Source organism: Mesorhizobium sp. M0833, assembly GCF_040319905.1.
Classification (GTDB): Bacteria; Pseudomonadota; Alphaproteobacteria; order Rhizobiales; family Rhizobiaceae; genus Mesorhizobium.
On the sequence record NZ_JAMYOQ010000005.1, the window covers coordinates 19,643 to 42,442 of the forward strand.

The following is a 22,800-nucleotide window of genomic DNA, read 5'->3' on the forward strand; positions in this document are numbered from 1 at the left end:
TTGAAGCAATTCCGGACGGAAAACCGTTTCACACTTTTCCTGGAATTGCTCTAGCAATCGTGCTGCCGGGAAATCGTTCAGTCATGTCAAGCCGCAAGCCGAAGCTGATCCTTGTCTACGAGCCGGAAAAGGCCTGCTTCGATCGGCTGGTCGCCGATAACCACGTGCCGGAGCGTGCCGCCGAAATCGCCTCCTATCTGGCGCAATCGACCGACATCGCTGCTGAATTCGACGCACTTGCCGGCGCTTGCCAAACGCGCGACTTGTCGTTTGCGCCGGTGGCGCTCGACGACGCCGCAAGCGTTCTCGCCGGCGAAGTTCCGAAGACCTCGCTTGTCTGGACGCTGACCGATGGCATTGCCTACTTCCGTGGCGGCGCAGCACCGGCTCTGGCACGGCTGAACGGCCTGAAGGCGATCGGCGCCGACGATGCGTTGTTCGCGCTCTGCCAAGACAAGTTCCGGTCCGGCGCCGTGCTCGGCGCGCTTGGCCTGCCGGTGCCGCAGGCGGGCCTTGCCCGTGACGGCGCGTGGCTGGTCGCGCCGCCGGCCTCGCCCGCCGGCTGGTTCGTCAAGCCGAACCGGCTCGGCGCCAAGATCGGCATCTGGCCGGATTCGCGCTGTCACGATCTCGGCCATGCGCTGAAGCTTAGCCGGCGGGTATTCGCCGCCTATAGCGACGATGTCGTCGTCCAGCCCTATGTCGCCGGACGCAATGTGCGGGCCAGCTTTCTCGGCCTGAAGCCGGATACCGGCATTGAGGCGCTCGGCGTCGCCTTTGTCGATTCGGGCGGCGATTTCCAAACCATGCAGGACAGCTTGGCGCTTTACGGCAATACCGGCGAAGCGGCCAAAGCCACAGGAAATTACGCTGAGCCGTTGCTGCTTCCCGTTGACGCCAGCCAGCCTCGAGCCGATGCAAGAATCCGTCGCATCGCCGAAAGCCTGATGGTCGGGCTTGGCCTGCGCGACGTCTTTTCCATCGACTTCCGGGTCGAAGCCGACGACAGCGTGCATCTCATCGAGTTCGAGGTCTGCCCGGGCCTGCCTTGCTTCGATTTTCGCGATTACTGTCGCAAGCAATGGGGCCTGAGCCTCGCCGATGCGATGGCGGAGGCAGCGGCGAACCGGCTTCGCGCCTAAATCCCCTCGACCAGGACGATTTCGCCATCGGCCACCTTCTGGCGGATCGCGACGGCGCGCTGGTATTCGGGCGAGTGGTAGCAGTCATGCGCCACCGCAAGCGACGGAAACTCGATGATCACGTTGCGGTCGCGGCCCGGTCCCTCTGCCTTCTCATGCGCGCCGCCGCGCGCCAGGAACTTGGCACCGAAGCGGTCGAAGGCCAGCTTGGCGGCTGCGACATAGTCTTTGTAGCCTTCCGCATCGCGCACATCGACGCGAGCGATCCAGTATCCCTTGGGCATGGTATTTCTCCGGGTTAATTCCTGGCATCAGGCCGAGCGCATTTCATCGAGAATGGCTTCCGCCGCCCCCCGCCTGTCGGTGGCGCCGACGATCGGCCGGCCAACGACGAGATGACTGGAGCCGTTGCGGATCGCCTGCGCCGGCGTCACCACGCGTTTCTGGTCGCCATGGTCGCTGCCCTTCGGTCGGATTCCCGGCGTCACTACCGCCAGATCGGGGCCGACGATGCGGCGTACCGCCTCCGCTTCCTCGGCCGAACAGACGATGCCGCCCATGCCGGCATGCAGCGCCTGCTCGGAGCGCCTCAGCACCAGCGTATGCGGGTCATATTCATAGCCGGCGTCGATCACGTCTTGCTCGTCCATCGAGGTCAGCACGGTAACCCCGAGCAGGCAAAGGTCGCTGCCCCTGGCAGCCTCGACCGCCGCCTTCATCGTCTTCGGATAGGCGTGGATGGTCAGCATGCTCATGCCCATCCTGACGATGTTGTCGACCCCCTTGGCAACGGTGTTATCGATGTCGAGCAGCTTCATGTCGAGAAAGATCCTGGTGCCGCCGCTGGCCAGCTCGCGGGCGAAGTCGAGCCCGCCGGCAAAGGCGAGCTGGTAGCCGATCTTGTAGAAGGAGACGATCCCGTCGAGCTCGCGCACCGCCTTCTCGGCTTCCCTCAGCGTCGGCAGGTCGAGGCCGACGATCAGCCTTTCCTGAATTGTGTCGGCACGCGCGGCGTCCGGGATCATGCCTCGATCCGCGTCGACAGCATGCGCGAGGTTTCGATCAGCGTTCGGCATAGGTGCTCCATCGATTGGCGTAGTCTTTCGTCCCGGAAGTTGCCTTCGTCGTCGAAGGCGCTACCGCCCTCCGGCACCGAACACTCCGGTGTCACCACCTCCATCCGGCAGCGCACCAGCACGGCGCGCAGATGGTTGATGCAGCGTATCCCTGCAAAGGGTCCGCTGGAAGACGAGCAGAGGCCGGCGACCTTGCCGGCAAGCGGCCTGAACGTCCGGCCCCCATCCTTGCGCAGTTGGCTCACCCAGTCGATGGTGTTCTTGAGCAGCGGCGGAATGGAGCCGTTATATTCGGGTGTCGCGATCAGCAGGCCGTCATGGGCGGCGATCATCCGGCCGAGCCTGACGGCGTTTTCGGGAATGCCTTCGTCCTTTTCCAGATCCTGGTCGAGGATCGGCAACGGATAGTCGGCGAGCGAGATGCGGGTCACCTCCGCGCCCTGCATGGCAAGTTCCTTCTGCGCCACGTCGGCAGTCCTGCCGCTATAGGCGCCGCTGCGCACCGAACCGGCGACGACGAGAATTTTCGGGATGATCGGCATCGCAATCCCTTGCTGTGGCGGCAGCTATAGGCGATGCGTGGGATGAATCAATAGCCGAGATTGCGGCACGCATTTAGCGCTGGCCGCTTTGGCGACCGGCGCCAGCGGATAGGGCGGACCTCGTGGGATTGAAATGGGTAGGCTATGGTCTTGTCGCTCTCGCGGTGGCTGCTGCCGCCGGCTACGCCGCTTTCGTCCTCAGCCCGTGGCCTTCGGTCCTTCTGATCCGTTACGCTTTTCACAAGGATGCAGTGGCAAAGAACCGCGCGCTTGAAAAGCACGTGCCCGCCAATGTCGGCGAACTGCGCGACGAGCGCTATGGCGAGGACCCCGACGAGACCCTTGACGTCTTCTTTCCCGTGGACGCTCAGGCAAAGGCGTTGCCTACGGTGGTCTGGGTGCATGGCGGCGGCTTCGTTGCCGGAAACAAGGCCGACATCTCGGCATACATGAAAATACTGGCCGGTCGGGGCTACGTCACTGTCTCGGTCGGCTATTCCGTCGCCCCCGGCGCCCGCTATCCGACGCCAGTCCTCCAGGCCAACAAGGCGCTTGCCTTTCTTTCCGGCAATGCCGGCCGCTACCGCATCGATCGCAACAGACTTTTTCTCGCCGGCGACTCCGCCGGCTCGCAGATCGTCGCTCAACTGGCTGCCACGATCAGCAATCCCGCCTATGCCGCCATGATGGACGTCGATCCGGGCATAGAGCGCGCGCAACTGAAAGGCGTTGCACTGTTCTGCGGCATTTACGATCCCGCGATGATCTCGCCCGAAGGGCCTTTCGCCGGCTTCAACAGGACCGTCATGTGGTCGTATCTCGGCGTGAAGCGGCTGGACGATGACCCGCGCATTGCCGAATTTTCAGTCGACAGGCACCTGACGCCGCAATTTCCGCCGGCATTCGTCTCGGTCGGCAATGCCGATCCGCTGGCGCCGCAGTCGCGTCTGATCGCGCGCGCGATCACGGCGCAAAGCGTCGCGGTCGACACGCTGTTCTTTCTAGACGACTACAGTCCGGCCCTGCCGCATGAATATCAGTTCGATCTCGACGGCAAGGCGGGAGAGCAGGCGTTCGAAAGGCTGACGGCATTCCTGGACCGATTGGCCAACCAGCCGCAATGACCGGCTTGCCGGCATCCAGACGTTTGGCGTGCGTTCAGCCGCGCCGGTAGATCCAAAGCTGCGTCGGCGGAATGTTGCGGATGACGAAATGGAAATGCTCGACCGTATAGTCGCCGCGGCCGGGCGGGATCGGCGACAGCGGCCCGTAAGTCAGTTGCACGATCGGCCGGCCCGCCGGGATACGGTCGAGCAGGCTCTCGACATAGGCGATGCGCTGGGCGACCGGAAAATTGAGCAGCGGCACGCCCGATATCACCGAATCGAAGATCAGGTCGCGCTTGTCGCCAAGCGTCGCGTCGAGATTGAAGGCGTCGCCCTCGATGACGTTGACGCCTGGATAAAGCTGACGCAGATGGCGCACGAAATCAGTGGAATATTCGACCGCGTAGAGATTTTCAGGCTTTATGCCCTGCGCAAGAATGGCGCGCGTGATGACGCCTGTGCCGGGCCCGACCTCGAGCACCGGCAGGCCGGATTTCGGATTGACGATCGAGGCCATCTTGCGGGCGGTGACGGAACTGGTCGGGACGATCGAACCGACCGCCTTCGGCTTGTCGATCCAGCCCTTGAAGAACTTCAACTCGTCGTCGAACTTTTCCGCCAGCGTCTTTCGCAGTCCGGGACTACGCGTCATCGAAAGTCCTCCTCAACGCTCCCTTGCATGCTACTTAACAGCTACGAGGTGCAAGACAAGGCGAATCCCCGGATAAGGTGTTGATGACGCTCGGGAAGCGTTTTCCAGGGATCAGCTTCGGTGCTCGCCGAACGTTTCGAAAAAGTCCTTCATGCGGGCGAAAAATCCGCTCGACTGAGGCGAATTGTCCTTTGAGGAAAGCTGCTCGAATTCTTCCAGCAATTCGCGCTGGCGGCGCGAAAGGTTCTGCGGCGTCTCAACCACGGTCTGGATGTAGAGGTCGCCAATATTGGGCTGGCGCAGCACCGGCATGCCCTTGCCCTTGAGGCGGAACTGGCGACCGTTCTGGGTGCCTTCCGGCACCTTCACCTTCGTCTGGGTACCGTCCAGTGTCGTCACCTCGAACGAGCCGCCAAGCGCTGCCGTTGTCATCGAGATCGGCACCTTGCAATAAAGATCGGCGCCGTCGCGCTGGAAGAATTCGTGCGGCTTGACCGCGAGGAAGATGTAGAGATCGCCGGACGGGCCGCCGCGTAGGCCGGCCTCGCCCTCATTGGCCAGCCGGATGCGGGTGCCGTCCTCGATGCCGGCAGGGATGTTTACCGACAGCGAGCGCTCCTCGGTGACACGGCCCTGGCCGGCGCATTTCGGGCACGGATCCTTGATGGTCTGGCCGCGCCCCTGGCATTGCGGGCAGGTGCGCTCGATCGAGAAGAAGCCTTGCGTGGCGCGCACCTTGCCGTGGCCGTTGCACATCGAACAGGTGACGGGCTGGGTGCCGGGCTTGGCGCCGCTGCCGGAGCATTCCGAGCAGGAGATCGAGGCCGGCACGCGAATCTGCGCGGTCTTGCCGGAAAATGCCTCCTCCAGCGTGATTTCCATATTGTAGCGCAGGTCGGCGCCGCGCTCGCGGCCGCCGGACGAGCGGCGCTGGCGCCCGCCCATCATGTCGCCGAAAATGTCTTCGAAAATGTCGGCGAAGCCGCCGGCGCCAAAGCCCTGCGCCCCGCCATTCATGCCGCCGTGCTCGAAGGCCGCGTGGCCGAAGCGATCATAGGCGGCACGCTTTTGCGGGTCCTTCAGCGTTTCGTAGGCTTCGTTGATTTCCTTGAACTTGTGCTCGCAGGAATGGTCGCCTGGGTTGCGGTCGGGATGGAACTGCATGGCCAACTTGCGGAAAGCGCTCTTGAGCTCCTTCTCGTCGGCGCCCTTTTGCACGCCCAGCGTTTCGTAAAAATCAGCTTTCATGTTTTCCCGCAGTCCGGATAGTCAACGTCTTGAAGCATCGTTGCGTCGTTTGCCGGCACGCTGTTCCGATTTAGGTGTGATGGAGCCGCGATGCCAGTGTCTACGAGGCTTTGTCCGCATTTTTTCGGGGAGCTCCGCGTTTTTCTGGCAAAGGGTTGCAAAAAAGCCCGGCTGCGCGCCGGGCTTTTTGCTTACCTTTACCGTCAGGCGGTTCAGGCCGACTTCTTCTTCTCGTCGTCCTCGTCGATTTCCTCGAAATCGGCATCGACGACGTCGCTGTCCTTGGCGGCGTCAGCCTTGGCGTCGGCCTCGGCGGCTTCCTTCTGCGAAGCCTCGTACATGGCCTGGCCGAGTTTCATCGAGACTTCGGCGAGCGTCTGCGTCTTGGCCTCGATCTCGGTCACATCGTCGCCTTCGGCAGCGGTCTTCAATGCCGCGATCGCATCGGCAATCGCCGTGCGGTCGGCCTCGGAAACCTTCTCGCCATATTCCTTCAGCGACTTCTCCGAGGAATGCACCAGCGCCTCGGCCTGGTTGCGGGCCTCGACCAGCGCGCGCCGTTTCTTGTCCGCTTCGGCATTGGCCTCGGCGTCCTTGACCATCTTCTCGATGTCGGCGTCCGAAAGGCCGCCAGACGCCTGGATGCGGATCTGGTGCTCCTTGCCGGTGCCCTTGTCCTTGGCCGAGACGTTGACGATGCCGTTGGCGTCGATGTCGAAGGTGACCTCGATCTGCGGCACGCCGCGCGGCGCAGGCGGGATGCCGACCAGATCGAACTGGCCGAGCGCCTTGTTGTCGGCGGCCATTTCACGCTCGCCCTGGAAGACGCGGATGGTCACCGCCGACTGTGAATCCTCGGCCGTGGAGAACACCTGGCTCTTCTTCGTCGGGATCGTCGTGTTGCGTTCGATCAGCCGCGTGAACACGCCGCCCAGCGTCTCGATGCCGAGCGACAGCGGCGTCACGTCGAGCAACAGCACGTCCTTGACGTCGCCCTGCAGCACGCCGGCCTGGATGGCGGCGCCCAATGCGACGACTTCATCCGGGTTGACGCCCTTGTGCGGCTCCTTGCCGAAGAACTGCTTCACGATCTCCTGGATCTTGGGCATGCGGGTCATGCCGCCGACCAGGACGACTTCGTCGATTTCGCCGGCCTTCAGGCCGGCATCCTTAAGCGCCGCCTTGCAGGGATCGATCGTGCGCTGGACGAGATCCTCGACCAGGCTCTCGAACTTCGCCCGCGTCAGCTTCAGCGTCAGGTGCTTGGGGCCGGTGGCATCGGCGGTGATGAAGGGCAGGTTGATTTCGGTCTGCGTGGTGGACGACAGCTCGATCTTGGCCTTTTCAGCCGCTTCCTTGAGGCGCTGCAGGGCGAGCTTGTCGTTCCGCAGGTCGATGCCCTGTTCCTTCTTGAACTCGGCCGCCAGATATTCGACCAGGCGCATGTCGAAATCCTCGCCGCCGAGGAAGGTGTCGCCATTGGTCGACTTCACCTCGAACACGCCGTCGCCGATTTCGAGCACCGAAATGTCGAACGTGCCGCCGCCAAGGTCATAGACGGCAATCGTCTTGCCTTCCTTCTTGTCCAGTCCATAGGCAAGTGCGGCCGCCGTCGGCTCGTTGATGATGCGCAGCACTTCGAGGCCGGCGATCTTGCCGGCATCCTTGGTCGCCTGGCGCTGGGCGTCGTTGAAATAGGCCGGAACGGTGATGACCGCCTTCTCGACCTTCTCGCCGAGATAGGCCTCCGCCGTTTCCTTCATCTTCTGCAGGATCATCGCCGAGATCTGGCTGGGCGACTGCTTCTTGCCGCCGGCCTCGACCCAGGCATCGCCATTGTCGCCCTTGACGATCTTGTAGGGGACAAGCTTCTTGTCCTTCTCCGTCACCGGATCGTCGTAGCGGCGGCCGATCAGGCGCTTGACCGCGAAAATGGTGTTTTCAGGATTGGTGACCGCCTGGCGCTTGGCCGGCTGGCCGACGAGGCGCTCGCCGTCGCTGTTGATGGCGACGATGGAAGGGGTCGTGCGGGCGCCTTCCGCATTCTCGATGACCTTGGATTCCTTGCCATCCATGATGGCGACACAGGAGTTGGTTGTTCCCAGATCGATACCGATTACTTTTGCCATTGTTCTAATCTCTCCGCTAAGCAGGCTCTCAGGACCCGTACAGGCGTTCCGATGAAAGCCCCTGTTCACAAGAAATTCCGCTCCGGCAACCGGCATTCGGCGCTGGACGGCTTGGCGCGTATATAAGAACAGGCCGCGTGGCGCGCAAGCATTCTGCGCAAGGCGTTCACCATTCATCGCGGTTGATCGGATCCGGGACCGGCAGGCCGGTATTTTCCGGCGGTGATCCAGCCGGCCCGGCCCCGGCCCATGAACCTTTCCGCCTCGCCCCGCGACAGACGCTCAGGTGCCGCGCGGTGCGGCCCCGGAAAGGAAAGCCCCATGACCACAGATCCAGAGGCTCCATGGTCTCAGGGAACAGCACAGGAGAGAAGTGGCTCGCCACCGCTTCTCTCCTTCTGCACAGATGCGATATCGACGCCGGATTCCTGTCGACAAGCGGCGTTGAGACGATTACGGCGAAGGCGGGCTCAACAACGGGAAGCGGACATGGCTCAAAAAACCCTGATTGCGCCATCCGTGCTGGCTTCCGATTTCTCGAAGCTCGGCGACGAGGTCGAGGCGGTGGCCGCCGCCGGCGCCGACTGGATCCACCTCGACGTCATGGACGGGCATTTCGTCCCGAACATCACCTTCGGGCCGCCGGTGATCAAGGCGATCCGCAACCGCACCAAGGCCTTCTTCGACTGCCATCTGATGATCGCCCCGGCCGATCCTTATCTGGCCGCCTTCGCCGACGCCGGCTGCGACGGCATCACGGTGCACGCCGAAGCCGGACCACATCTCGACCGGTCGCTGCAAACGATCAAAAACCTTGGCAAAAAGGCCGGTGTGTCACTCAACCCCGCGACACCGGAGACGATGATCGAATACGTGCTTGACCGGCTTGATCTGATCCTGATCATGACGGTCAATCCGGGGTTCGGCGGCCAGGCCTTCATTCCGGCGATCGTCGACAAGGTGAAGCGGGTGAAGGCGCTGATCGGCGGCAGGCCGATCAGGATCGAGATCGACGGCGGCATCTCGCCCGACACTGCGCCCCTGGTCACTGCCGCCGGCGCCAGCGTGCTGGTCGCCGGTGCGGCCATCTTCAAGGGCGGCAGCGTCGAAGCCTACCGGGCAAACATCGAGGCAATCAGGATAGCGGCGGACAAGGCGGCCGGCTGACCGCCGCCGTCCGGCTGGAGTCAGCCGCTCGGGGTAAACATGAGCAACCATCTGTTTGATGCTTTCCGTGCCCGGATGCCCGCGCCCGGACGCCTTTTGATGGAGGCAGAGGACGGGCGCTCGATCAGCTATGGCGATATGCTGGCGCGCTCCGCTCAACTGGCGCATGCGCTGTCGCGGCTGGGCGTCGAAGCCGGCGACCGCGTCGCCGTTCAGGTCGAGAAGAGCCCGCAGGCCATTTTCCTCTACCTCGCCTGCCTGCGTGCCGGCGCGATCTTCCTGCCGCTCAACACCGCCTACACGCTGACCGAGCTCGACTATTTCTTCAGGGATGCCGAGCCGCGGCTGGTCGTCTGCGACCCGGCGCGAGCGAGCGAAATCGGCGCCTTGGCGCAGGCCTCGGGCGCTGCGGTCGAGACACTCGGCAGCAAGGGCGAGGGTTCGTTGACCGATCGCGCCTCTGAGGCGGCCGTGGACTTCCACGATGTGGCGCGCGGACCGGACGACCTTGCTGCGATCCTCTACACGTCCGGCACAACCGGCCGTTCGAAGGGCGCCATGCTCAGCCACGAAAACCTCGCCTCGAATGCGCGGGTGCTCGTCGACCTCTGGCGCTTCACTGCCGCAGACGTGCTGGTTCACGCGCTGCCGGTTTTCCACACGCATGGCCTTTTCGTCGCCACCAACGTCGTCCTGATGGCCGGCGCCTCGATGCTGTTCGAAACCAAATTTGACCCGGCCCGCATCGTCTCGCTGCTGCCGCGCGCCACCGTCCTGATGGGCGTGCCGACCTTCTACGTCCGCCTGCTGCAGCAGGACGGTTTGAACCGGCAAGCGGCGAAAAACATCCGCTTGTTCATTTCCGGATCGGCGCCGCTTTTGGCCGAGACGCACAGAGCCTGGCGAGAGCGCACCGGCCACGCCATCCTCGAGCGCTACGGCATGACCGAGACCAACATGAACACGTCGAACCCGTATGAGGGCGAGCGGCGAGCCGGCACGGTTGGCTTCCCGTTGCCGGGCGTCTCCCTGCGCATCGCCGATCCGGACGGCGGCGAAACATTTGCCCGGGGCGAGGTCGGCATGATCGAGGTCAAGGGCCCGAACGTCTTTTGCGGCTACTGGCGCATGCCGGCAAAGACCAGGGCCGAATTCCGTGACGATGGTTTCTTCATCACCGGCGATCTGGGGCTGATCGATGCCGACGGCTATGTCCACATCGTCGGTCGCGGCAAGGACCTGATCATTTCGGGCGGCTACAATATCTATCCAAAGGAAGTCGAGAGCGAGATCGACGCGCTGCCTGGTGTTGCCGAAAGCGCTGTCATCGGCGTCGCCCATCCGGATTTCGGCGAAGGCGTCACCGCGGTCGTGGTGCGGGCGCCGGGCTCGACCATCAGCGCCGCGGGGATCATCGAGGCCATCGCCGGGCGCCTCGCCAGGTACAAGCATCCGAAACGGGTGGTCTTCGTCGACGAACTGCCGCGCAACACGATGGGCAAGGTGCAGAAGAACCTGCTGCGCGAGACCTATAAGGACCTCTATACGTCCAAAGCCGGCTAAGCCGGAGGGATAGCGTTAGCTGCAAAAACTTTGGCGCCGTCGATCCAGACGCTTTTAATGTCCAGATCGTCCGACAGCGAAACGATGTTGGCGTCGGTGCCTTTGGCGAAACGCCCGAGCCGGTGCGACTGGCCGATCGCTTGCGCCGGATAGAGCGAGGCCATGCGCAAGGCTTCGTCGAGGTCGAGACCGACGACGCGGTGCATGAAGCGCACCGCGGAAATCATGTCGAGATCCGCGCCTGCCAGCGTGCCGTCGGCAAGTGTCAGCCTGCCATCCTTGCGGTGGATGGTGCGGCCGTTCAGCGTGAACGAGGTCATATCTGTGCCGATCGTCGCCATGGCGTCGGTGACGAGCAGGATCTTGCCCGGCCCCTGCTTGGCACGCAAGGCGATGGCCATGGTGGCCGGATCGACATGGATACCATCGGCGATGATGCCGGCATAGAATGTGCCGGTATCGATTGCCGCGCCAGCCAGCCCTGGCTCGCGATTGCCGATCTGGCTCATTGCGTTGAGCAGATGGGTGACCACCGTTGCGCCGGCCTCGGCAAAGGCGCGAGCCGTGGCATAGCCGGTATCGGAATGGCCGATGCTGACGACAATGCCGGCTTTGCTAAGTGCCGACACCTGGCCGGGCTCGACGGATTCGGGCGCCACCGTCGTCAGCAGCACGGGCAGGTTTTTCCGTGCGGCGATCAGCATCGCCTGGTCGGGGCCTAGCATCGGCCGGATCAGGGCCGGGTCATGCGCGCCCTTGCGGGCGATCGACAGATGCGGCCCTTCAAGATGCAGGCCCAGGAATCCTGGCATCTTCCTCCGTGCCGCCTCGGCTCCGGCCGCAACCGCGGCGGCGGTGATCTCGGACGTGTCGGTGATCAGCGTCGGCAACAGCGCCGTCGTGCCGAAGGGTGCGTGCGCCCGGCAGATGGTCTCGATCGAGGCAACGTCCGGATGGTCGTTGAGCATGACGCCGCCGCCGCCGTTGACCTGCAGATCGACGAAGCCAGGCGCCAGCATGCCGCCGCCGGTCTCGATACGCGCAACATTTGATGGAATCGCGCCGGCGGCAACGATGGCCTCGACGAGGCCGTCGCGCACGACAAGCGCCGCATTGTCGTGCCAGTCGTCGCCATCGAAAATCCGGGCGCCAGTCAGGGCGAAACGGTCGCTCATAGGGTTTCCGTCACCTTGCGCAGATTGGGCGGCGTGTCGGGGTCGAGGCCGCGATGGCGGGCAAAAGCCTCGACGAAACCATAGAACGACACGATCAGCGTCAGTGGATCGGTCAGCGGATGACCGGTTGCGACATGCGGCAGCGGCTGTGCGCTCTTTGCCTTGTTCGACGTCACAAAGACGGCGGCGCCCTTGCCGGCCAGGCTGTCGGCGGCATCGGCCACCGACGGTTCGGACGCATCGCGAGCAGCCAGAGCCAGCACCGGGAAGCCGGGGCCGACCAGCGCCAGCGGGCCGTGCATGACCTCGGCGGCACTATAGGCTTCCGCGTGCACGGCGCAGGTTTCCTTGAATTTCAGCGCCGCCTCGTTGGCGATCGCCGCCGACGGGCCACGGCCAAGGATGAACAGCGATTTCGGCGTCTCGAGTGCCGCAGCCAGCGCCATCCAGTCGCACGCGATCGCCTTGCGAAAATGCTCCGGCAGGCGGGCAAGTGCTGCCAGAAGTTTGTCGTCGCCGGTGCAATGCGCCATCAAGGCGAGCCCTGCGACGGCCGAATTGACGAAGGTCTTCGTCGCCGCAACGCTGCGCTCCGGTCCGGCCAGGATGTCGATCGCGTAATCCGAGGCTCGCGCGAGCGGCGAATCGGCAGTGTTGGTGATGGCGACGGTCAGCGACCCGCCGGCCCGCGCCGCCTGCGCCATTGCGACGATGTCCGGGCTCTTGCCGGACTGCGAGATCGCCAGGCAGGCCGAGCCGCCCAGCTTCAGCTTGGCGCCATAGATCGAGGCGATCGACGGGCCGACCGATGCAACCGCCAGCCCGGCGGTCAGCTCCACGGCATATTTCATGAAGGTCGCGGCATGGTCGGACGAACCGCGCGCCACGGTGACGACGAAATTCGGGTCGCGCTCGCGAATGTCGCGCCCGGCCTCGGTCAGCACCGCGGCCGAGCCGTCGAGCAGGCGCGCGGTGGCCTCCGGGATCTCGTCGATCTCGCGCCGCATATGGGTAATTGTTGCGCTCATGACCGGCCCTCTTCGCCCGGCCCGCTTAGCCGGAGTTCGGCGACAAAATCATAGGCGTCGCCTCTGTAGATGGAGCGGGTGAACTCGATCACCTTGCCGCTCGCCAGATAGGAGATACGCTCGATATGCAGCCCGGCAATGCCTGGCGGCACTTCGAGCAGATGCGCATCGCCATCGCCGAGATTGGTGGCGGAAATGCGCTGCACCGCCCGCACCGGTCTGTTGCCGGTCTGTTCCAGCGCCGCGTAGAGCGACGAACCGATCGCCGCCGGATCGGGCAGCACGCTTGTTGATAGCGAGGCGCGCTCGATCGCCAGCGGCGTGTCGTTGGCAATGCGCAGGCGCGCCACGCGCGCCACCAATTCGTTCGATGCCAGGCCGAGCACCATCATCTCGTCGGGCGACGGCGGATAGAGGCCGCGGTCGAGCCAGGCTGAACGCACCGCCATGCCGCGCCGCGCCATGTCTTCGGTAAACGAGGTCAGCATCGACAGCGACTGCTCGACGCGCTCCATGCGCGGCGCAACGAAGGTGCCGGAACCATGGCGCTGGACGAGGATGCCGCCCTTGACCAGGTCCTGCACCGCCTTGCGCACGGTGACGCGCGAAATGTCGGCCTTGCTGGCGATGTCGCGCTCGGAAGGCAGCGCATCGCCCGGTCCGATCAGCCCGCGTTTGACCGCATCCTCGATGCTCTTCCTCAGCTGCAGATAGAGCGGCGCGCCGCTTTGCGACGATTGTTTCAGCGCCGTGAATATCTGGTCGGCGGCCTCGCTCATCGCGCTGTCTCCGCCGTGTTTGCGAAAATCCGAACCGCCATCTGCACCGCGCCGCCCAGCGCGTCGTCGAGCGGCGGTTTCAGCAGCGCCCGGTAGCGGGCCGACAGGCGCGGCGCGTAAAGCGGCGCCAGCCCGCCGAGCAGGCAGAGCGGATCGTCGCCGCCCAGGTCGAGTACGCCAAGCGCTGCCTCGACATCGGCGACCGCCTTGTCGAGGATCCAGATAGCGACGACGTCGCCTTTTTCGGCGTGTTCGAACACCTTGGGCGCGAAGCCGCCGAAATCGCCGGGCTTGGCGTTGGTGGTGAATTCGACCACATCCTCGGGATTGTTGCGGAAGATGGCGAGCATGGCCTGCGTCAGCGGCGAGCCTTCGCGGATGCCGTCATAGGCGAGCAGCGTCTGCTCAAGCAGGTCGCGGCCGATGCGGGCGCCGCTGCCCTGGTCGCCGACCTGGAACCCCCAGCCGCCGATGGCGCGCGACTTGCCTTGTCTGCGCGCCATATAGGCGGTGCCGGTGCCGAGGATGGCCATGGCGCCGTCGCCGGAGCCGACCGCACCTTCCAGCGCGATTTCGGCGTCGGTCTCGACACGGCTGATGCGGAACGGCAGGATCGCTTCGAGCTGCTGCCTATAGGTGCCGACATTGGCGCCGGCCAGGCCGAGAACGGCCGGCGTTTGCGGGATCAGTGCGGGATCCCTGCCCGCGGCGACAAAGGCCTGCTGCGCCGCGTCGACGATGTTCGTCCTGGCGCCGGTGAGATCGGTGCGGATGTTGGCGGCGCCGCTTTTGGCGCGGCCGAGGACGCTGCCGTCGGCCGTTGCAAGGGCCGCCCTGCAGCTGGTGCCGCCGCCATCGATGCCGAGCACGAATTTCACGCGATTTCTCCTCGGGGCGGATAATACCAATAAAATACCAATAGCCAAGGGCTAATTTCCATTTCAAAAAAGTTAAGGCCTAGTTTGTTGAGAAATCAGCGGATTTCGTCTGCGGTCCTATCCCGACGCAGGGATTTCATTAATGCGTGTGGACAAGTGGTATTTTTTTGGTATTGTTTTCTGGATTGGAGGAAAGCGGATGGCCGAAACGCGCACCGAAGCGCTTCACCACAATGCCGAGGGACTGGACATCCAGGCCCCGGACGCCATCCTTTCCTCTTTGGCCAACGCACAGATCGAGGCCGCCAAGGCCGTACGCGGCGCCATTCCTGCCATTGCCGCGGCAGCCGAAATTATCGCAACCCGGCTGAAAAGCGGCGGCAAGCTCGCCTATGCGGCCGCCGGCAGCTCGGGCCTGATGGCATTGGCCGATGCGCTGGAACTGCCGGGCACTTTCGGTATCCAGCGCGACCGCATCGCCATCCTGATCGCCGGCGGCGACGAAGCTTTCAGGACACTGGCCGGCGGGCCTGAGGATGACGTTGACGAAGCTTCGGCAGCGGTCGCCGCCGCCGGCATCGGCAATAGCGATTGCCTGATCGCCGTCTCGGCCAGCGGCTCGACACCTTACGCTGTCCGCGCGATCGAGGAAGCCAGGCGCCGCGGTGCGGCGACGATTGCCATCGCCAACAACAGGGATGCGCCGCTGCTGCGGCTGGCCGACATCGCCATCCTGCTCGAAACGCCGCCGGAGCTGATTGCCGGCTCGACGCGCATGGGCGCCGGCACCGCCCAGAAGATCGCGCTCAACATGCTGTCGACGCTGGCCGCCATCCATCTCGGCCATGTCCATGACGGCTACATGGTCAACCTCATGGCCGACAACATCAAGCTGCGCGACCGCGCCGCACGCATCGTCGCCGCCGTCAGCGGGCGCGACAAGGACGAGGCGGCGCGCCTGCTCGAAAAGAGCGGCGGCGTCGTCAAGACCGCCATTCTGCTCGCCGCCGGCGCCACCAGCGCCGACGCGGCCGAGAAGATACTGGAAGGGACCGGCCACAAGCTGCGGCCAGCCCTTTCCGCGATCGAGGGGAGCAAGGGGCGCAATGCCTCTGTTCTCATCAAAACCGAACCTGAAAAAGGTCAACAGGGAGACTGAGCATGACAACGAAGCTACTGACGGCACTTCTTCTCGGCACCAGCATTCTCGGCTCCGCCGGGGTGGCTTATGCCGACGACGTAACGCTCAACATCGAAAGCTGGCGCGGCGACGACCTTGCCATCTGGAAGGACAAGCTGATCCCGGCCTTCGAAGCCAAGAACCCGGGCATCAAGGTGGTGTTCGCGCCGTCGGCGCCAACCGAATATGACGCCGCCCTCGGCGCCAAGCTCGCCGCCGGCTCGGCCGGCGACCTGATCACCTGCCGCCCGTTCGACAAGTCGCTGGAGCTCTTCAAGAAGGGCAACCTCGCCGACATCTCGACCCTGCCCGGCATGGAGAACTTCTCCGACGTCGCCAAGGCCGCCTGGCAGACCGACGACGGCAAGTCGAGTTTCTGCGTGCCGATGGCCTCCGTCATCCATGGCTTCATCTACAACAAGGACGCCTTCGACAAGCTCGGCATCAAGGTGCCGGAGACGCGCGACGAATTCTTCGCCGCGCTCGACAAGATCAAGGCCGACGGCACCTACATCCCGATGGCGATGGGCACCAAGGACCTCTGGGAAGCGGCGACGATGGGCTACCAGAACATCGGCCCGAACTACTGGAAGGGCGAGGAAGGCCGCCTGGCGCTGATCAAGGGCGAGCAGAAGCTGACTGATCCGCAGTGGGTCGAGCCCTTCAACGAACTGGCCAGGTGGAAGGACTATCTCGGCGACGGCTTCGAGGCGCAGACCTATCCGGACAGCCAGAACCTGTTCACGCTCGGCCGCGCCGCCATCTACCCGGCCGGCTCGTGGGAGATCGGCCTGTTCAACACGCAGGCGCAGTTCAAGATGGGCGCCTTCCCGCCGCCGGTGCAGAAGGCCGGCGACACCTGCTACATCTCCGACCACACCGACATCGGCATGGGCCTCAATGCGGCCTCGAAGAACGCGGACGCGGCCAAGACCTTCCTGTCCTGGGTGGCCTCGCCGGATTTCGCCACCATCTACGCCAACGCGCTGCCGGGCTTCTTCAGCCTGAACAACACCCCGGTGAAGATGGAAGACCCGCTGGCCCAGGAATTCGTCTCCTGGCGCGGCAAGTGCAAGTCGACGATCCGCTCGACCTACCAGATCCTGTCGCGCGGCACGCCGAATCTCGAAAACGAGACGTGGGTTGAATCGGCCAACGTCATCAACGGCACCGACACGCCGGAAGCTGCCGCCAAGAAGCTGCAGGACGGCCTCGACAGCTGGTACAAGCCGGCGAAATAAGAGCGTGGCGAAGCGTTGTCTCCCCCCTCGAGGGGGAGATGTCGCCGAAGGCGACAGAGAGGGTTGGTCGAGGCAGGCTGCGGCTTGATCGCTGCTGGAAAGCACGGTCGAAACTACGATGGCGGGCCGCCTCGGCCGACCCCACTCGCCTCGCTTCGCGAGGCACCCTTCCTTGGAGGGGAAGGCGCCGCGCCCTTTGACGGCAATTGCAAGACCTGATCCGCGGGGACCGAACGCATGGCCGCAGCACCGAAAAGACCGTTCCGTTGGCATATCGGCGTTTTCCTGGCGCCGGCGTTGCTGGTCTATACGGCGATCATGATCCTGCCTCTGGCCGGCACGCTGCAGCTTTCCTTGTTCCGCAACATCAATCAGTCGCAGGTCTTCGTCGGACTGGAAAATTTCCGCATGCTGTTCGGTGATCCCAACTGGTCGGTCAATTTCTGGAACGCACTCAGGAACAATGTCTGGTTCTTCATCATCCATATGCTGGTGCAGAACCCGATCGGCGTCCTTTTGGCCGCACTTCTGTCCAGCCCCAGGCTGCGGTTTTCCGCCTTCTACCGCACGGCGATCTTCGTGCCGACGATCCTGTCCTTCGTCATTGTCGGCTTCGCCTGGAAGCTGATCCTGTCGCCGCTATGGGGCGTGGCGCCGCATATGATGGACCTTGTCGGCCTGAAAAGCCTGTTCACGCCCTGGCTCGGCAAGGCGCAATATGCGCTGACCGCGCTCAGCCTGATCTCGGTGTGGCAGTTCGTCGGCATCCCGATGATGCTGATCTATGCGGCACTGCTGTCCATTCCCGAAGAGGTGATCGAAGCGGCCGAATGCGACGGCATCACCGGGATGGCGCAGTTCTGGAAGATCAAGCTGCCGCTCATCCTGCCGTCGATCGGCATCATCTCGATCCTGACCTTCGTCGGCAATTTCAACGCTTTCGACCTGATCTACACCGCGCAAGGCGCGCTGGCCGGGCCGAACTATTCAACGGATATTCTCGGCACCTTCCTCTACCGCGCCTTCTTCGGTTTCCAGCTGCAGGTCGGCGATCCCAACATGGGCGCTGCGATCGCCACGATGATGTTCCTCATCATCCTCGGCGGCGTCTGCGTCTATCTGTTCCTCGTGCAGACGCGCTTGCGTCGCTACCAGTTCTGAGGCGCGACATGAGCACGGCAACCCGCTCGCTGCCCCGCACCATTGGCGCCCACGCGATCCTGTTGACCTACACCGCCATCGCGCTGTTTCCGGTCATCCTCGTCATCATGAATTCGTTCAAATCGCGCGCAGGGATTTTTGGCGCGCCGCTGACGCCGCCGACGCCAGGGACCTTCGACCTGATCGGCTACGCCACGGTGATCGGCCAGGGCGACTTCATCCACTATTTCCAGAACAGCCTTGTCGTCACCGTCGCCTCGCTGTTCTTCGTGCTTCTGTTCGGCGCCATGGCTGCGTTCGCGCTGTCGGAATACCGCTTCCGCGGCAATTCGCTGATGGGGCTCTATCTGGCGCTCGGCATCATGATCCCGATCCGCCTCGGCACCGTCGCCATCCTGCAGCTGATGGTGGCGAGCGGGCTGGTCAACACGCTGACGGCGCTGATCCTGGTCTACACGGCGCAGGGCCTGCCGCTTGCCGTCTTCATCCTGTCGGAATTTATGAAGCAGGTCTCGGACGATCTGAAGAATGCGGGCAGGATCGACGGCCTGTCCGAATACACCATCTTTTTCCGGCTGGTGCTGCCGCTGGTGCGCCCATCGATGGCGACGGTCGCGGTCTTCACCATGATCCCGATCTGGAACGATCTGTGGTTCCCGCTGATCCTGGCGCCGTCGGAGGAGACCAAGACAGTGACGCTCGGCGCCCAGCTGTTCCTCGGCCAGTTCGTCACCAACTGGAACGCCATTCTGGCGGCACTGTCGCTGGCGATCATGCCGGTGCTGATCCTCTACGTCATCTTCTCGCGGCAGCTGATCCGCGGCATTACTTCGGGAGCGGTCAAGTGAGTTCGCAACAACCTCTGCGCGTCGTCGTCGCCGGTCTCGGCAATATGGGCCGCAGCCATGCGCTGGCCTACCATACCAATCCGGGCTTCGAGATCGCGGCGCTGGTCAATCGCTCCGACGTGCCGTTGCCGGCCGGGCTCGCCAGTTATGGCATCAGGCGCTCCTTTGACCAGGCGTTGCGCGACGAGAGTCCTGACGTCGCCTGCATCGCCACCTATTCCGACAGCCATGCCGACTATGCGGTGAGGGCGTTCGAGGCCGGCTGCCATGTCTTCGTCGAAAAGCCGCTGGCAACCACCGTCGCCGATGCAGAGCGCGTGGTCGCGGCAGCCAAGGCCAACGGCAAAAAACTGGTGATCGGCTACATCCTGCGCCATCACCCGTCCTGGATCCGGCTGATCGCCGAGGCGCGGAAGCTCGGCGGCCCTTACGTGTTCCGCATGAACCTCAACCAGCAATCCTCCGGCCATAGCTGGGAGACGCACAAGCAGCTGATGCAGACGACGTCGCCGATCGTCGATTGCGGCGTGCATTATCTCGACGTGATGCTGCAGATCACCGACGCCAGGCCGGTCCAGGTGCGCGGCATGGGGCTGCGGCTGACCGACGAGATTGCGCCCACGATGTATAATTACGGCCACCTGCAGGTGGTGTTCGACGATGGTTCGGTCGGCTGGTACGAGGCCGGCTGGGGGCCGATGATCTCGGAGACGGCCTTCTTCGTGAAGGACGTGATCTCGCCCAATGGCTGCGTGTCGATCGTCATGAAGGAGGGCGTCAGGTCCGACGACATCGACACCCACACCAAGACCTCGACCATCCGCCTGCACAGTGCGGCGACCGGCGCGGACGGCAAGTTCGCCAAACCGGACGAGATGCTGTCGATGGAGGGCGAGCCTGGCCATCAGGATCTCTGCGATCTCGAACAGGCATTTGTGCTCAAGGCGATCCGCGAGGATCTCGACTTGACCCGCCATATGGACGACGCGGTGAAGTCGCTCGCCGTCTGCCTTGCCGCCGACGAGAGCGTACGCAGCGGCCTCGCCGTGAAACTCTAGAACAGGGACGAAGCCGTGGGCTCGCTGAACATCGAGAATGTCAAAAAGGCCTTCGGGCCGGTAGAGGTGCTGAAGGGCATCAACCTCGAGGTGACGGATGGCGAGTTCGTCGTCTTCGTCGGTCCATCCGGCTGCGGAAAGTCGACGCTGCTCAGGGTCATAGCCGGGCTGGAGGACTCGACCTCGGGCCGCGTGGTGATCGACGGGGCGGACGTCTCCGCCACCCCGCCGGCCAAACGCGGCATCGCCATGGTGTTCCAGACCTATGCGCTCTATCCGCATCTGACGGTGAAGAACAACATGGGCCTCGGCCTCAAGCAGGCGGGCACACCGGCGGCCGAGATCGACCGCCGCATCGGCATCGCCTCGTCGATGCTGTCGCTGGAGCCCTACCTAGAGAGGCGGCCGGCCGAGCTTTCCGGCGGTCAGCGCCAGCGCGTCGCCATCGGCCGCGCCGTGGTGCGCGAGCCCAAGCTTTTTCTGTTCGACGAGCCGCTGTCCAACCTCGATGCCGCGCTGCGCGTCAACACCAGGCTGGAGATCGCCCAGCTGCACCGTCGGCTGAAGGCCACGATGATCTATGTCACCCACGACCAGGTCGAGGCGATGACACTGGCCGACAAGATCGTCGTGCTGAACGCGGGAAAGATCGAGCAGATCGGCGGACCGATGGAGCTTTACAATTCGCCGGCAAATGAATTCGTCGCCGGCTTCATCGGCTCACCGAAGATGAACTTCGTCGACGGGGCCAGGCTTGGCGAGACGGCCAAGACCATCGGTGTCCGTCCCGAGCACCTGACCGTCGATGCGAAATCCGGTGCCTGGAAAGGCACGGTTGTCCATGCCGAGCATCTTGGCGCCGACACCAATCTCTATCTCGACTGCGAGAAGGCTGGCTTGATCACCGTGCGCATTTTTGGCGTCTATAACGCCGAACCCGGCGCCACGCTCTACGCGACGCCGGATCCGGCGAAGACGTACCGGTTTGGGGCCGATGGGAGGGTGCTGAAGTAGCTGCTCTTTTTCCTTCTCTCACAAGGGGGAGAAGGGAGGGTGCGCTACGCATCAGCCCTGAACGTCTGCTTCTGGATGCCCAGCCCTTCGATGCCGAGCTCGACGACGTCGCCGGGCTTCAGGAACACCGGCGGCTTCATGCCGAGGCCGACGCCGGGCGGCGTGCCGGTCGAGATGATGTCGCCGGGGTGCAGCGACATGAACTGGCTGAGATAGGACACGAGATAAGCGACGCCGAAGACCATGGTCTTGGTCGAGCCGTTTTGCATCGTCTTGCCGTTGACCGTCAGCCACATCGGAATGTTCTGCGGGTCCTTGACCTCGTCCTTGGTCACCAGCCACGGACCGATCGGCCCGAACGTGTCGCAGCTCTTGCCTTTAGTCCACTGGCCCTGGCGCTCAGCCTGGAAGGCGCGCTCGGAGACGTCATGCGCGACGCAATAGCCGGCGACATAATCCAGCGCCTCGGCCTCGGTGACATACTTCGCTTTTCTGCCGATGACCACCCCGAGCTCGACCTCCCAGTCGGTCTTGACCGAGCCGCGCGGGATCAGCACGTCGTCATTTGGCCCGACGATAGCCGAGCTTGCCTTCATGAAGATGATCGGTTCCGGCGGCACGGTAGCGCCGGTTTCGGCGGCGTGGTCGGAATAGTTGAGACCGATGCAGATGAATTTGCCGGTGCCGGCGACGCAGGCGCCGATCCGCGGCTTGCCGGAAACCGCCGGCAGCGATTTCGGATCGAGCTTCGACAATGTCTCGAGCGATGCCGGGTCAAGTGCCTTGCCGGCAATGTCGGTGACATAGGCGGAGAGGTCGCGGATCGTTCCATCGGCATCGAGCAGGCCGGGGCGTTCGTTCCCCGCCTCGCCATAGCGCAGCAGTTTCATGCAGTTTTCTCCCAGTTGCGACCAGAGGCCGTTTGCAAACTCGCTCCGCTGCGGCGAATGGCGTGGGTTTCGAGAACCGGAGCGGAGCGTACTTAAGTACGTGAGCACCGGAAGCGCAGAAAGCCGCGTCAGGCGCCCGGCGGAGTAGGGTTTTCAAATGGCCTCTTAGATCGACCAGCCACCGTCGATATTATAAGCCTGCCCCGACGTATAGGTGGCGCCGGCCAGATAGACGGCGAGATCGGCGATTTCCTCGGGCGTGCCGAGGCGGCCCATCGGCTGGCGGGCGATGAAGGCGGCGCGAGCTGCTTCGTAGTCGCCCTGCGCATGCATGCGATCCTGCAGTGACGGGCTTTCGACCGTGCCCGGACAGATCGCATTGCAGCGTATACCCTTGCCGACATAGTCGGCGGCGACCGATTTGGTCAGGCCGATGACGGCTGCCTTGGTCAGCCCGTAAACGAAGCGGTTCGGCACGCCCTTGGTCGAACTGGCCAGCGACGCCATGTTGATGATCGAGCCGTCGCCGCGCTCCAGCATGCCGGGTAGCACGGCGCGGATGGTGCGGATCATCGAACGGACATTGAGATCATAGGCAAAGTCGAGATCGCCGTCCTTCATCTCGAGGATCGAGCCAGAATGGACGAAGCCGGCGCAATTGAACAGCACGTCGACGGCGCCGATCTCGGCAAAAGCGGCATTCACCGCCTCGTCGTTCAGCACGTCGAGCTTGCGGGTCTTGATACCGGGCGTCTTGCCGAGATCAGTGAGCACCACCTCGTTGATGTCGGTGGCATGGACGACGGCGCCGGCCTTGGCGAACGCCAGGGCACTTGCCCGGCCGATGCCTTGCGCCGCCGCCGTGACGACAACGATCTTGCCAGTCAGATCCGCCATGCTTTTCTCCTCGCCCGTCTTTAATC

22 protein-coding genes are annotated in these 22,800 nt (G+C 63.8%); 10 read left to right on the plus strand and 12 right to left on the minus strand.

Going from position 1 to position 22,800, the window contains the following annotated elements:
• Nucleotides 1–83: 83 nt before the first annotated feature.
• On the plus strand, nt 84–1,142 hold the full coding sequence (locus NKH98_RS07565; RefSeq protein WP_352897477.1) for a D-alanine--D-alanine ligase family protein: 1,059 nt from the start codon (nt 84–86) through the stop codon (nt 1,140–1,142).
• Here the strand turns inward: NKH98_RS07565 and NKH98_RS07570 are convergent.
• The 3 genes from NKH98_RS07570 to NKH98_RS07580 are packed head-to-tail and all read right to left on the minus strand — an operon-like array spanning nt 1,139 to nt 2,760.
• Nucleotides 1,139–1,426: a DUF1330 domain-containing protein gene (locus NKH98_RS07570; RefSeq protein ID WP_254815722.1), complete on the minus strand. Its 288-nt coding sequence runs from the start codon at nt 1,424–1,426 to the stop codon at nt 1,139–1,141. The two genes, NKH98_RS07565 and NKH98_RS07570, sit on opposite strands and share 4 nt — an antisense overlap.
• Nucleotides 1,427–1,453: 27 nt before the next feature.
• Nucleotides 1,454–2,167 carry an orotidine-5'-phosphate decarboxylase gene (pyrF, locus tag NKH98_RS07575; protein ID WP_352897479.1) on the minus strand — a complete coding sequence of 238 codons (714 nt, stop codon included), beginning with the start codon at nt 2,165–2,167 and terminating at the stop codon, nt 1,454–1,456.
• The gene (locus NKH98_RS07580; protein WP_352507080.1) at nt 2,164–2,760 is read right to left on the minus strand and encodes an NADPH-dependent FMN reductase; all 597 of its coding nucleotides are present in this window, start codon (nt 2,758–2,760) and stop codon (nt 2,164–2,166) included. The genes pyrF and NKH98_RS07580 overlap by 4 nt, the downstream gene beginning before the upstream one ends.
• 122 nt (nt 2,761–2,882) lie before the next feature.
• On the opposite strand from NKH98_RS07580, the gene NKH98_RS07585 reads away from it, so the two are divergent.
• On the plus strand, nt 2,883–3,884 hold the full coding sequence (locus NKH98_RS07585) for an alpha/beta hydrolase (RefSeq protein ID WP_352897481.1): 1,002 nt from the start codon (nt 2,883–2,885) through the stop codon (nt 3,882–3,884).
• 34 nt (nt 3,885–3,918) lie between these two features.
• Here NKH98_RS07585 and pmtA read toward each other — a convergent pair whose 3' ends face one another.
• The 3 genes from pmtA to dnaK all read right to left on the minus strand — a co-directional run bounded on the left by pmtA (nt 3,919) and on the right by dnaK (nt 7,895).
• A complete protein-coding gene (gene pmtA, locus NKH98_RS07590; RefSeq protein ID WP_352897482.1) occupies nt 3,919–4,518 on the minus strand; it encodes a phospholipid N-methyltransferase PmtA in 600 nt (199 codons plus the stop codon).
• A 111-nt stretch (nt 4,519–4,629) separates the two neighbouring features.
• Nucleotides 4,630–5,766, minus strand: a complete 1,137-nt coding sequence (gene dnaJ / locus NKH98_RS07595; RefSeq protein ID WP_352897484.1) for a molecular chaperone DnaJ — start codon at nt 5,764–5,766, stop codon at nt 4,630–4,632.
• A 212-nt stretch (nt 5,767–5,978) separates the two neighbouring features.
• Complete coding sequence (dnaK, locus tag NKH98_RS07600; protein WP_023679851.1) at nt 5,979–7,895, minus strand: molecular chaperone DnaK; 1,917 nt, start codon at nt 7,893–7,895, stop codon at nt 5,979–5,981.
• A gap of 489 nt (nt 7,896–8,384) precedes the next feature.
• Between dnaK and rpe the strand changes: the two genes are divergently transcribed.
• Both rpe and NKH98_RS07610 read left to right on the plus strand, forming a co-directional pair.
• Nucleotides 8,385–9,062: a ribulose-phosphate 3-epimerase gene (gene rpe / locus NKH98_RS07605; RefSeq protein ID WP_352897485.1), complete on the plus strand. Its 678-nt coding sequence runs from the start codon at nt 8,385–8,387 to the stop codon at nt 9,060–9,062.
• Nucleotides 9,063–9,101: 39 nt separating this feature from the next.
• Nucleotides 9,102–10,625, plus strand: coding sequence for a malonate--CoA ligase (locus NKH98_RS07610; protein WP_352897487.1), 1,524 nt, complete (start codon nt 9,102–9,104; stop codon nt 10,623–10,625).
• Here NKH98_RS07610 and nagA read toward each other — a convergent pair.
• From nagA to NKH98_RS07630, 4 genes are read right to left on the minus strand one after another with little or no spacing between them, the layout of a single operon-like run.
• Entirely contained in the window at nt 10,622–11,800 is a 1,179-nt protein-coding gene (gene nagA, locus NKH98_RS07615; protein WP_352897489.1) for an N-acetylglucosamine-6-phosphate deacetylase, read from the minus strand. The genes NKH98_RS07610 and nagA overlap by 4 nt on opposite strands.
• The gene (locus NKH98_RS07620) at nt 11,797–12,828 is read right to left on the minus strand and encodes an SIS domain-containing protein (protein ID WP_352897491.1); all 1,032 of its coding nucleotides are present in this window, start codon (nt 12,826–12,828) and stop codon (nt 11,797–11,799) included. Before NKH98_RS07620 ends, nagA begins: the two co-directional genes overlap by 4 nt.
• Entirely contained in the window at nt 12,825–13,607 is a 783-nt protein-coding gene (locus NKH98_RS07625) for a GntR family transcriptional regulator (RefSeq protein WP_352507073.1), read from the minus strand. The genes NKH98_RS07620 and NKH98_RS07625 overlap by 4 nt, the downstream gene beginning before the upstream one ends.
• On the minus strand, nt 13,604–14,485 hold the full coding sequence (locus NKH98_RS07630) for a glucosamine kinase nucleotide-binding domain-containing protein (protein WP_352476905.1): 882 nt from the start codon (nt 14,483–14,485) through the stop codon (nt 13,604–13,606). The genes NKH98_RS07625 and NKH98_RS07630 overlap by 4 nt, the downstream gene beginning before the upstream one ends.
• A 199-nt stretch (nt 14,486–14,684) precedes the next feature.
• Between NKH98_RS07630 and NKH98_RS07635 the strand changes: the two genes are divergently transcribed.
• From NKH98_RS07635 to NKH98_RS07660, 6 genes are all read left to right on the plus strand, one after another.
• Entirely contained in the window at nt 14,685–15,644 is a 960-nt protein-coding gene (locus NKH98_RS07635; protein ID WP_254815735.1) for an N-acetylmuramic acid 6-phosphate etherase, read from the plus strand.
• A gap of 2 nt (nt 15,645–15,646) precedes the next feature.
• The gene (locus NKH98_RS07640; protein WP_352897493.1) at nt 15,647–16,906 is read left to right on the plus strand and encodes an ABC transporter substrate-binding protein; all 1,260 of its coding nucleotides are present in this window, start codon (nt 15,647–15,649) and stop codon (nt 16,904–16,906) included.
• Nucleotides 16,907–17,143: 237 nt separating this feature from the next.
• On the plus strand, nt 17,144–18,067 hold the full coding sequence (locus NKH98_RS07645; RefSeq protein ID WP_023718922.1) for a carbohydrate ABC transporter permease: 924 nt from the start codon (nt 17,144–17,146) through the stop codon (nt 18,065–18,067).
• An 8-nt stretch (nt 18,068–18,075) separates the two neighbouring features.
• Nucleotides 18,076–18,915, plus strand: coding sequence for a carbohydrate ABC transporter permease (locus tag NKH98_RS07650; RefSeq protein ID WP_254815738.1), 840 nt, complete (start codon nt 18,076–18,078; stop codon nt 18,913–18,915).
• The gene (locus tag NKH98_RS07655; RefSeq protein WP_352897495.1) at nt 18,912–19,973 is read left to right on the plus strand and encodes a Gfo/Idh/MocA family protein; all 1,062 of its coding nucleotides are present in this window, start codon (nt 18,912–18,914) and stop codon (nt 19,971–19,973) included. The genes NKH98_RS07650 and NKH98_RS07655 overlap by 4 nt, the downstream gene beginning before the upstream one ends.
• 15 nt (nt 19,974–19,988) lie before the next feature.
• A complete protein-coding gene (locus NKH98_RS07660; protein ID WP_352476910.1) occupies nt 19,989–20,987 on the plus strand; it encodes an ABC transporter ATP-binding protein in 999 nt (332 codons plus the stop codon).
• A gap of 44 nt (nt 20,988–21,031) precedes the next feature.
• Here the strand turns inward: NKH98_RS07660 and NKH98_RS07665 are convergent, their stop codons facing one another.
• Together NKH98_RS07665 and NKH98_RS07670 are read right to left on the minus strand one after the other, a co-directional pair.
• Entirely contained in the window at nt 21,032–21,877 is an 846-nt protein-coding gene (locus tag NKH98_RS07665; protein WP_352879186.1) for a fumarylacetoacetate hydrolase family protein, read from the minus strand.
• Between the two features lie 165 nt (nt 21,878–22,042).
• The gene (locus NKH98_RS07670; protein ID WP_352897497.1) at nt 22,043–22,774 is read right to left on the minus strand and encodes an SDR family oxidoreductase; all 732 of its coding nucleotides are present in this window, start codon (nt 22,772–22,774) and stop codon (nt 22,043–22,045) included.
• Between the last annotated feature and the right edge of the window lie 26 nt (nt 22,775–22,800).